General features: G+C 68.3%; 10 protein-coding genes. 1 reads left to right on the plus strand and 9 read right to left on the minus strand.

The window, feature by feature from the left end:
• Positions 1 to 44 precede the first annotated feature (44 nt).
• Positions 45 to 1,187: an MFS transporter gene (locus tag SCA03_RS24585; RefSeq protein ID WP_170223852.1), complete on the minus strand. Its 1,143-nt coding sequence runs from the start codon at positions 1,185 to 1,187 to the stop codon at positions 45 to 47.
• 220 nt (positions 1,188 to 1,407) lie between these two features.
• Here SCA03_RS24585 and SCA03_RS24590 point away from each other — a divergent pair, with 220 nt between their 5' ends.
• Complete coding sequence (locus SCA03_RS24590; RefSeq protein ID WP_030874319.1) at positions 1,408 to 2,040, plus strand: TetR/AcrR family transcriptional regulator; 633 nt, start codon at positions 1,408 to 1,410, stop codon at positions 2,038 to 2,040.
• Positions 2,041 to 2,137: 97 nt separating this feature from the next.
• On the opposite strand, the gene SCA03_RS24595 is transcribed toward SCA03_RS24590, so the two are convergent.
• From SCA03_RS24595 to SCA03_RS24630, 8 genes are all read right to left on the minus strand, one after another.
• Positions 2,138 to 2,599 carry a hypothetical protein gene (locus SCA03_RS24595; protein WP_141275657.1) on the minus strand — a complete coding sequence of 154 codons (462 nt, stop codon included), beginning with the start codon at positions 2,597 to 2,599 and terminating at the stop codon, positions 2,138 to 2,140.
• A 129-nt stretch (positions 2,600 to 2,728) separates the two neighbouring features.
• The gene (locus tag SCA03_RS24600) at positions 2,729 to 4,861 is read right to left on the minus strand and encodes a DUF6571 family protein (RefSeq protein ID WP_230988889.1); all 2,133 of its coding nucleotides are present in this window, start codon (positions 4,859 to 4,861) and stop codon (positions 2,729 to 2,731) included.
• Positions 4,862 to 4,932: 71 nt separating this feature from the next.
• Positions 4,933 to 5,406 carry a hypothetical protein gene (locus SCA03_RS24605; protein ID WP_371863982.1) on the minus strand — a complete coding sequence of 158 codons (474 nt, stop codon included), beginning with the start codon at positions 5,404 to 5,406 and terminating at the stop codon, positions 4,933 to 4,935.
• Positions 5,407 to 5,538: 132 nt separating this feature from the next.
• Positions 5,539 to 6,129 (minus strand): anthrone oxygenase family protein, encoded by a 591-nt coding sequence (locus SCA03_RS24610; RefSeq protein WP_086816026.1) that lies wholly within the window; start codon positions 6,127 to 6,129, stop codon positions 5,539 to 5,541.
• Positions 6,130 to 6,280: 151 nt separating this feature from the next.
• Positions 6,281 to 7,006 (minus strand): beta/alpha barrel domain-containing protein, encoded by a 726-nt coding sequence (locus tag SCA03_RS24615; protein WP_030874334.1) that lies wholly within the window; start codon positions 7,004 to 7,006, stop codon positions 6,281 to 6,283.
• 213 nt (positions 7,007 to 7,219) lie between these two features.
• Positions 7,220 to 7,954, minus strand: coding sequence for a phosphoribosylanthranilate isomerase (locus tag SCA03_RS24620; protein ID WP_030895168.1), 735 nt, complete (start codon positions 7,952 to 7,954; stop codon positions 7,220 to 7,222).
• The gene (locus SCA03_RS24625) at positions 7,951 to 9,102 is read right to left on the minus strand and encodes an acyl-CoA dehydrogenase family protein (protein WP_030874339.1); all 1,152 of its coding nucleotides are present in this window, start codon (positions 9,100 to 9,102) and stop codon (positions 7,951 to 7,953) included. Before SCA03_RS24625 ends, SCA03_RS24620 begins: the two co-directional genes overlap by 4 nt.
• Positions 9,103 to 9,344: 242 nt before the next feature.
• The gene (locus SCA03_RS24630) at positions 9,345 to 9,719 is read right to left on the minus strand and encodes an ectoine synthase (protein WP_030874341.1); all 375 of its coding nucleotides are present in this window, start codon (positions 9,717 to 9,719) and stop codon (positions 9,345 to 9,347) included.
• Between the last annotated feature and the right edge of the window lie 2 nt (positions 9,720 to 9,721).

Genomic DNA, 9,721 nt, shown 5'->3' on the forward strand with positions numbered 1-9,721 from the left:
GCTCGCGGGGTGGTGGCGTCGGGGGCGGGGAGGGACACCGGCGGTCAGGCGGTGGGGGTGGTGGGGCGGTGCAGTGCGGTGGTGAGGGTGGTCGCCACGACGGCGACGGCGAGGACCAGGGTCGCCGTGTTCCGGCCGAGGGGCCCGGCGAGCAGGCCGAGCGCGAGCGTGGGCACGGTCGTGCCGGTGTAGACGGCCAGGAAGTACGTGGACAGCAGGTCCGCCCTGCGCGACGGGTCGGCGAGCCGCTGGGTGACCGCGATGCCGCGGCGGAAGGCGAGGCCGATGCCGGCTCCGGCCAGCAGCGTCCCGACGGCGAACGTGGGCAGGGACCGCGTCCACAGGCCGGTCTCGAACACCGCGACGCCCGCCATGAGGAACGCCGGTGCCGGCCGGCGCCCGGCGGCCCACCGTTCCGGCGCCGCGACCTGGGCGGCCAGCGCGGCGAGGAACAGCAGCCCGACCTGCGCGCCGACGGCCGCGACGTTGTGGACGTGCAGCTGCTCGCCGAGGAAGGACGGCACCAGCGAGGAGAAGAGGCCGCTGACCGCGAACGCGGCGAGGACGGCGGTGGCGGCCCACAGGAACTCGGCACGCGCCGCGCGCTGTCGGGGCAGGGCCGGGCGGCGGACGGACAGCCCGGGCCACCGCCGGTCGGCGACGGTCTCGGGGGTGACGGCGACGGCCAGGAGCGCCGGGACGAGAGCGGCGAGGTGGATCCGGAACACGAGATGGGTGGGGTCGGCGCCGTACTGCGCGAACAGGCCGGCGGCGACGGTGCCCAGGCCCAGCCCGCCCATGTTGGCCACGGCCGAGACGGTCGACGCGCGCCGGGCCCGCCCGGGTCCGGCCAGCTCACCGAGCGCGGCGGTCGCGGTGGCGGTGCAGACGCCGGTGCTCAGGCCGCACAGGAAGCGTGCCGCCAGCAGCGTCGGCACATCGTCGGCGACCAGGAACAGCGCCGTGCTCGCTGCGGCGGCCAGGACGGCGGCGGCCAGGGGCGGGCGGCGGCCCGCGCGGTCGGAGAGCGCGGCGAAGACCATCAGCGCGAGCACCGTCCCGACGGCGTAGACGGCGAAGATCAGCGTCGTGGTGAAGGGCCCGAAGCCCATCCGTGGCGCCCAGAACGCGTAGAGCGGTACGGGCAGTGTGCCGCCCAGCATGACCAGCGTGTACACCGCGGCCACCAGCGGGAATCCGGCGCGTGCCCGGCGTCCGGCGGGGCCGGGGCGGGCTGCGGGCGGACGGGGGACGCGGCGTCGTCGATCATCGTGCGGCCTTTCGAGCGCGGAAGCCATCGGCCGTCACGTTAGCTATCCTGGATCGATCGATCAAAGATGTTTTGACCAAACGATCCAAGATGTGGGTAGGGTCACAGAAGACACACGACAACGGGAGGTGGACGCCATGGCCGGACGGAAGCAGTTCGACACCGACACGGCCCTGGACCAGGCGATGCGGGTGTTCTGGCAGCGCGGCTACGCCGACGCCTCACTCGACGCCCTCGGCTCCGCGACGGGGCTCGGCCGCGGCTCCCTCTACGGCGCCTTCGGCAACAAGGACGCCCTGTTCCGCCAGTGCCTGGACCGCTACGCGTCGCTCTACGGCGCGCGGTACGAGCAGGCCCTCGCCGCGCACCCCGACGACCCGGTGCGCGCGATCGAGGACTTCTTCGAGGTCGTCCTGGACCGCATCGCCGACCCGTCGGTCCCCACAGGCTGCCTCATCGCCCAGTCCGCCGCCCAGGCGCTGACGTTGAAGGAGGAGAACAGCGCCCGGGTGCGCGCCCTGCTCGACGCACAGCACCAGCGGGTACGGGCGGCCCTCGCGGGCTCCTCGGCCGACGCCCGCACCCTCGACGAACTCGCCTCGTTCGTCGTCGCCGTCAACCAGTCGCTGGCCGTACTGAGCCGCGCCGGCACCCCCGACGCCGAACTGCGGTCCATCGCCCGGATCGCCTGCGCGAAAGTGGCGGACACGCTCGACCGGCCGGCGTCGGAGAACACCGGCCGACGGCGGAGTACGCCGGAAGCCGATTGACGGATGCGGATTTCGAGCATCGGCCCGCGGTGAGCCCAACGGCACCACGCCACAAGGCGAGTTGCGGAATCCCACTCCGGAGCGGAGACGGGACGGATTAATCAGCGCATCCCCGCTTGTGGGCCGCCCGCTCCAAGCGATCCTGCAGCAACCGCTTGAAGGCAGCACGGCGTTCGGAAACGTCACTCGGCGCCGGGATGCTCGCGTACACCTCGACAGCCAAGGTCTTCCCCTCGCCTCGCGCCGGGCACGAGCGCACCGCGATCCCCCCGCGATCCGCAACCCTCGCGCCGTCACCGATCGCCGCCTCACGTGGATTTCCGTAGGCTTCGAGCCGGCCCCTCTTCACCTTCAGCGGCTCCGTACCGTGCGGAACAACGTCCCATTTGACCTGCAGCACCTGGTCGTACCGAGCCCCTTCCTTTCGCTGCACGTCCACGGTGCAGGTGCCGCCGACCGCGCCACTCCGGGTACTCCGCGTCCGTGCCTTCACACCCGAAGGCATCAAAGGACCCAGGAGTTCTGCATCCACTTTCGTGCCGCACAGATCATCCGGCACGGCGTAATCCCTGTCCTGGCTGTGGCCACAGCCCGCGAGGCCGACTAGGAGCGCGGCACCGAGCGCCCACCCGGACCACCGATCAGCGCGACCAACGGAAAGGCTCGTCCCCATCGTCATTTCCGTACCTCAGTGGGGTGACTGTCGACCCGGGAGCCCCTGAGCCACCTTGTTGCCGTTCGCGGCCGATGTCGTGGCTTCCTCGGTGGCAGTATAGGCACTCTCAGGAGTTTCCGGGTTCGCCTTCTTCCACGACCTTCCGATTTCATCGAGCTGCCTCTCCCGCACGTCAAAGGTCGCGCCATTCTGCTGATGAGTAGCTTCCGTCACCCGTCCTTCCTCGTCTTGCCGCCACTTGAAGCTCAGCAGGTAGGCCTCTCGGTCCACAATCCCGGCCACGTGCCCCTCAGGGATGAACCCGGCCGCTGCACCCAAGCCGTGGTAGGCAAAAGTCTGACTCCAAGCGATGTCTTTCTTGTCGGCCGCATCCTTGTCTGCGAGTGCTTGATAGCGAGCCTCCTCAAGGAAGCCGACAGTGCGTCCCGCCCTTTGAAGGGTCTCGTGTGGATCCTTCGCATGACTGGCATGTATATCTCGAATTATTTCGCGATTCATCCCGTCATTGAGAATCCCATAAGAATTCTGGTCCCGAGATACCTGCTTGGACACCTCAAGGAGTTCCCGACGGTTTAGTACATTTTCGTCGGAGTGAGCAGAGGCCGCACTGTGCACTTGATCACCATGATTAACGAGCACCTTGGCCATATCATCCCGGAGCTCAACTGGGAAACTGTCCTTACGGGCCGCCAAGTTGTGCAAAGACCTTTCTAGTACAGATTTCTGTTCGGCCGTGTGTCCGGGAGAAGCACTCTTCGGATCATCTGGGTCAATGCCGGTAGCGCCAGCTACCAAAGCATCCCCGGTTGCATTCCAAGAGGCTTTGGGCCCGGTATAGCGTTCAGGAGATTCACCAGAGCCATCGGCAACGATGTCATTGAACGGTTTACGTTCTTTCAGTACCCACTCGGCGTTGTCTTGCCCTCCCTTGGAACCGAAGAACTGTGATGAGGCATCAGGGTTATGTGCAAGCGCCTTCATGAAACCAGTCATCGGGTCCAATCCGGCGTCCTTGCCACTTCCTGGCCCGAAGTGAATTTGATTCGATTTTGCGTAAGAAGGAAGGCTGTCCCACGGCAGGACATTCTTTCTCTTCCTACCGCCAGGACCAGGGTCGGTTACGTCGCCGGTGTGTGCCCTCTCGTACCGGACCAGTGCATCACCGTAGGTGTTCAGGAACCCGGAGTCATACTTTCCGTGCCTCAACAGGTTACTCATAGCCTGAAACCCATAGACCGGCTTGTGCTGGGAGGTTCCCGCAACAGGCTGGTCCCCGAGAGCAACAATCCCTTTTTTCCAGCTTTCCATTGCAGGAGTTTCCGACCTGGACGCCGTTGCCAGCGTCGTACCGAGACCGGTCTCGAGCTCCCCCAGCAACTTTTTTCGGACCTTCACGGCTTCCCGCGAATCCCCGTCATTTCGGTTCTTCCACTTCTCAAAATCCATCGCACCCGCAAAGAATTCCAGCGTCCGCTTTGGCCCCATCTCGGTGGCGATACGCTCAGCAAAAAGCGGATTGCCTTCGTTCCGGTTCACCCACTCGTTGAGACTGTCCAACTGAGTGTTGCTCAGCACACGCGGGTCTTTCTTGGCAAGCTTAAGAAAGGATTCGGAATCACGCACCGCCCGCTGCACGCTCTCAAAACTCTCTATGCGCGTCGACAGAAAATTGTACTTGCCCTTTGCCTCGTGTTGAAGCGCATCAACAGCAGCCTCGTCGGCAAGTGACGCCGCCTTCAGAATATCCTTGATGTCGCCAGCAACCGCATCAATCTCTTCTTGCGTCGGCTTAGGGTGGGCTCCGTCCCGCGCTTCGACTGTGCCATGCCCTGTAACATGGACACTCTTCGGCGCTTGCGCTACGACCCTTTTCAGGTCTTCCTTGCAAGTATCCATTCTTCGGTGCAAACCACTGAGGATCACATGAACGCTCTTCGCTGTGGCAAGTACATCACCGAATTCGCGCGCCGTCTTTACCACAAATTTCTTTGTGACAGTCGCATTATTCCCCCTCCAGTCGGAGCCCTCAGCCTTTTTCGCCAGGTCACTAGCATTGGCATCACCACCACCACCTTTCCCCTTCTCGCCCGCCAATGCTTCCAGGGCATCAACCATTTCCCGCCAATCATCGACGGCTTCCTTCACCTTACCCAGACGGAGATCCAGGAGTTGTCGGTATGAAATCACAAGTAAGCGTTCCTGCTCCCGAAAGTGGACTATTTTATATAGTTGTAAATACGGGACACAGTCATCGCTTCGCCCTTGGCGTTGCGCATATTCGTGGCAATCTTGCGGTCGTCCGAGCGGTGCTGCGCTCGGGAGTAGTCGAGATGGTTGGAAATATGGGCACATGCCTCCTTGACGGTTGCGAGCTTGGTGCCCCATGCGTCGTGCAGCTCCCGCAGCGCGGAGCCGGCGTCGAGACCATCGCTCGACATTTCACCCGCTGCCGAAGCAGTGGTTTGGCTGGCGTGGTTGCCGATGGTCGACAGCCTCGCGCGCAGTTCGAAAGCCATATGTCCCAGGGCACCCAGTTCGTCGTCGTGGACGACCAAGTCGCTCTTTTCGCCATGCTTCCCCCTCCCGGTAGCCATATCGGGGGGCAGCACCTGGTTCAATCTCATGCCGACCTCTCCCTTCCCGGAGAGGCGCTCACCTGTGCCGTCGGCATCCGGTGGTGTCGCGGACATACTTCCTTCTTCGCTCGGTGGCCTCGTCTGGGCAGCGGGCCGCTTCTACCCCGAGCGCCACCTGGTCAACCGCCGAACGTCCCGACCAGGTGGCTGTTCCGGGCCGCGCCGGGAGCAGCGCGGCCCGCGTGGTCAGGCCGTGCGGGACCAGCGGCCGTACAGGCGTAGGGAGTGGGCGACGCAGGCCAGGGCCGCCGTGGTGAGGACGGTGCGGATGATGTTGGCGGTCTCCCAGGTGCCCTGGAAGTCGTGGACCAGGGAGAGGTCCTTGGCCTTGGACGGGTCGCCCAGGTCGGCGAGTTCGGTGTTCAGCGGGATGTTCACCGTGAAGGTGATGCCGAGCACCAGCACGTACAGGACGGCGGCGGCCGCTGCCCAGGCGGCCACGTTGCGGCGGCCCCTGCGGTACTCGGAGACGGCGCCCCAGGCGAGGACGGCGAAGGCGGCGCAGAACAGCAGGCCGAACGGGCCGCTGTTGTCGATCAGATCGTTGAAGTCGCGCATGGCCGTCAGATACGCGACGTCGTCGAGGCGCTTCAGGCCCGGCATGATCGACAGGTCGAACGTGAAGAAGAGGCCGGCCAGCAGGCCGAGCGCCAGGACGCCGAGGAGTAACAGGACGCCGGCCGGGCCGCCGGGGCGTGGGGCGGGCGTCGGGCTGTGCGCGCCGGGCGCGGGGCCCGTCACGCCTGTCGGGCTCGAACCGTAGGAACCGTAGGTCATCGAGAACACCCTCCCGTTGGGACTGCGTGCTCACGGGCGCGCCCCCAGCACGCGAACCCGGTGAGCCTAGAGCGGGCCGAGGCCCGTGGCGACGGTTCGCGACCCGCTCTCCAGCGGGCCTCGACCGCTTCCCCAGCGGCGGCCGGCAGGTTCACCGGGTGCCGCCGGCGGTGACGAGCCGGGCCGGGGCGCGGCGGGCGCCGTCCAGCCGGGCCAGCCAGGCGTGCGGGTCGCGGGCGCGCAGCAGCGCGGTGGCGACGAGGAGCCCGGCGTATCCCTCGTCCAGGAGCCGGGCCGCGGTGCCGGGTGCGTCGATGGCGCTGGCGCTGACCGGGCAGGGGGTGCCGGTGGCCAGGACGGCGGGCAGCAGCGCGATGCTGCGCTCGATGTCGCCGGCGTCGCGCTCCCGGGCGGTGATGTCCTTGTTGTTGACGGCGATCACGCACTCGTCGGCGTGCGGGATGTCGGCCAGTTCGCTCTCCCCGGTGATCTCCACGAACGGGGTGAGGCCGGTGCGCAGGGCCTCGGTGACCAGGGTGCGCATGGCCGTGCCGGGCAGCAGCGCGGCGGTCAGCAGCACGGCCGAGGCGCCCAACTCGCGGGCGGTGTGCAGCTGTTCGCGGCGGGTGATGAAGTCCTTCTGGAGCAGCGGGAGCCGGGTGATGCGGGCGACGTCGCGCAGCAGCGACGGTGTGCCGCCGAACCAGCGTCCGGTGACGACGGAGATGCAGGGCGCGCCGGCCGCCTCGTAGGCGGCGACGATGTCGGCCGGGGTGCGGCCGGCGAGGAGTTCGAGGCCGTGGGCGTCGCGCCGTTTGACCTCGGTGATCAGCGGGCGTTCGGCCGTCAGCAGGGCCTCGATGAAACGGGAACTCACGGCTCCTCCTTCGGGCGTCGTGGATGTGGTGGTGGGCACCGCGGTGTGCGGTGGTGGTCGTCGTCGCGCGCTGATCACCGTCGGGTGGTGATCGTCGTCGCGTGGTGGTCGTCGTCGCGTGGTCCTTCGCTCCGGCGGGGCCGTCCCGGGTGCCGGGGTCCGTCGTGCGTCGGGGTGCGCGGCGGGGGTCCGGGCTCGCGCCGGGGTCCGGGCTCACCCGCGGCTTCGGCCGGTGGGGGCCGTGCCGGGCGCCCGGGCCGTCCCCCAGGTGCGGGCGAGGGCACGGACGGCGGGTGCGTGCAGGCGGCCGTGCGGGTCGCGGGCGCCGGTGTCGACGTCGATGCCGCGAAAGCGCGGGTGCGCGGCGACGGTGGCCAGCCGGGCGCGGCTGCCCGCGCGTACGCCGCCGGCCAGCCAGAACGGCAGGGTGGTGCGGGCGACGACGTCGAGGGCCTCGGGTGCGGCGAGCGGGGTGCCCGTCGAGCCGATGCGGCCGTCGTCGGTGGCGGTGTCCAGCAGGAACAGATCGGTGCCGGCGCGCTCGTAGGCCCGGATGAGGGGCCGTTCCTGGCAGCGGCCGTCCCGCAGATGCAGCACCTTGATCAGGACGGCGCCCGGCAGGGCGCGGCGGAGCGCGGCGACGGTGGACGGCGGCTGGTAGGCGTGCAGTTGGAGGTGGTCGATGCGGGCGCCGCGGGCGAGCGCGGCCAGTTCGGCGGCGTCGCCGAGGAAGGTGACCAGGACGGGCCGCAGGACGCCGGTGGCGTGGGCCGCCGCCGCGAGCGCCGTCAGTTCGTCCGCGGTCAGCTCGGCGGGCCCGCCGGGTACGCCGTGCCACAGCCCGGCGTGGTCGGCCCCGGCGGCGGCCAGCGTCGCGAGGTCGGAGGGTGTGGTGGCCCCGCACACCTTCAGCACGGGAGCCCGCGGTGTGCGGCCGGTCCTGCTCATGCGCCGAGCCCGAGCAGCGAGGCGATACGGGTGTACTGGATCTCGTTGGTGCCGGAGTAGATGGTGCCGCCGACGGCGTTGCGCAGCTCCTGTTCGAGGCCGTACTCGGACATGTAGCCGTGGCCGCCGAAGATCTGCACGGCGGCCAGCGCCCCGGCGACATTGGCCCGGCTGGTGAGGAGCTTGGCGATGGCGACGTCCATCGTCACGTCCTCGCCGGCCGCCAGCCGTTCGCCGGTGTCGTACAGCCAGCGGCGGGCCGTCTCCAGGCCGGTCTTCATGTCGACGATCTTGTTGGCGACCGACTGGTAGGCGCCGATGGGGCTGCCGAAGGCGTGCCGCTCGCGTGCGTACGCGACGCACCGCTCCAGCCGGTGCCGCATCTCGCCGGCGTTGACGATGAACGAGTAGAGGACCTCCCGCTTCATCACATGGTCGAGCACGAGGTAGCCGCCGCCGACCCGGCCGAGCACCGCCTCGCGGGGGACACGGCATTCGTCCAGGTACAGCTCGGCGAGCGGTGCGGTGCGCAGCCCCATCTTCTTGACGGGGTTGCCCACCGTCAGGCCGGGGGTGTCGCGGTCCACCAGGAACGCGGTGATCCCCAGCGGGCCGCCCTCGGGCCGGGTGCGCGCGTAGACGACGAGCACGTCGGCCACGGGGCCGTTGCTGACGAACGCCTTGCTGCCCGTCAGGGTGAAGTGGCCGCCGTCGGCGTCCCGTTCGGCGCGGGTGGCCATGGCCATCGCGTCGGAGCCGCCCTCCGGCTCGGTGACGGCGTGCGCGCCGATGGTCTCGCCCGTGCAGATGCCGGGCAGGTAGCGCTCCTTCTGCGCGGCCGTGCCGAACCGGGCGAGGGGCACCCCCGTGCTGGCGATGCTCGTCGTGGCGGTGAAGTTCAATCCGGCGTCCCGGCAGTGCTCGCCCAGTCCCTCCAGGACGTACATGGTCGTCAGGAGGGACTGGCCGAGGCCGCCGTACTCCTCGGGGAAGGGCAGCGCCAGCAGGCCGGTCTTGCCGACCAGCCGCCATTTGTCCGGGGAGAAGGCGGCGCGTTCGTCGGCCTCGATGTGGCCGGCGCTGAGCGCCTCGCCCCACTGCGCCAGGCCCTGCCGCAGCTCGTTCTGGTCACTGTTCCAGCGGATCACCGGGATCCTCCCTTGTGCTGTTCGGGCTGTCGCCATGGGGCTGTTGCTGTGGGGCTGTCGCATCGGGCCGTGGCCGTAGGGCCGGTGCCGTAAGGCTGGTGCCGTAAGGCTGGTGCCGTAAGGCTGGTGCCGTAGGGCTGGTGCCGTACGGGATCTGCCGAACGGGCCGGTGGCGTACGGCTGTTGCGGTAGGACGCCTGCCGTAGGGCAGCTTCCGTTAGGCAGCTGCCGCCGGGCCTGTTTCAGTAGGCGGACGAGCGGTGTTCATCGAGGCTGTGCGCCTCGTCGCCGCCCAGGGCCGGGATGAACACACAGACCAGCCGCATGTCCTCGTGCGGGCTCGCGACCAGATAGTGCGGGTCGTGGTTGTCCAGCGCGTACATGCGGCCCTGCTCGATGGGGTGCGCGGTGCCGTCCAGCTCGATGACCTCGCCGGAGCCCTCGATGCAGTAGCACGCCTCGATGTGGTTGCGGTACTCCAGGCGGGACTTGGTGCCGGCCCGGACCAGGGTGTCGGTCAGGGAGTAGCCGACACCGTCGGAGGCCAGCAGGAAACGGCGGCTGAGGCCGTTGCCCCACTCGACGGTCTTCACGGAATCCAGGTCACGGATGATCATTT

The sequence above is a fragment of the Streptomyces cacaoi genome (assembly GCF_006539165.1).
GTDB lineage: Bacteria > Actinomycetota > Actinomycetes > Streptomycetales > Streptomycetaceae > Streptomyces > Streptomyces cacaoi.

Excerpts from the sequence above, each read along its gene's own strand:
- SCA03_RS24605 (WP_371863982.1), bottom strand. The coding sequence starts at position 5,406 with ATGTCCGCGACACCACCGGATGCCGACGGCACAGGTGAGCGCCTCTCC.
- SCA03_RS24590 (WP_030874319.1), top strand. The coding sequence starts at position 1,408 with ATGGCCGGACGGAAGCAGTTCGACACCGACACGGCCCTGGACCAGGCG.
- SCA03_RS24630 (WP_030874341.1), bottom strand. The coding sequence starts at position 9,719 with ATGATCATCCGTGACCTGGATTCCGTGAAGACCGTCGAGTGGGGCAAC.
- SCA03_RS24610 (WP_086816026.1), bottom strand. The coding sequence starts at position 6,129 with ATGACCTACGGTTCCTACGGTTCGAGCCCGACAGGCGTGACGGGCCCC.
- SCA03_RS24620 (WP_030895168.1), bottom strand. The coding sequence starts at position 7,954 with ATGAGCAGGACCGGCCGCACACCGCGGGCTCCCGTGCTGAAGGTGTGC.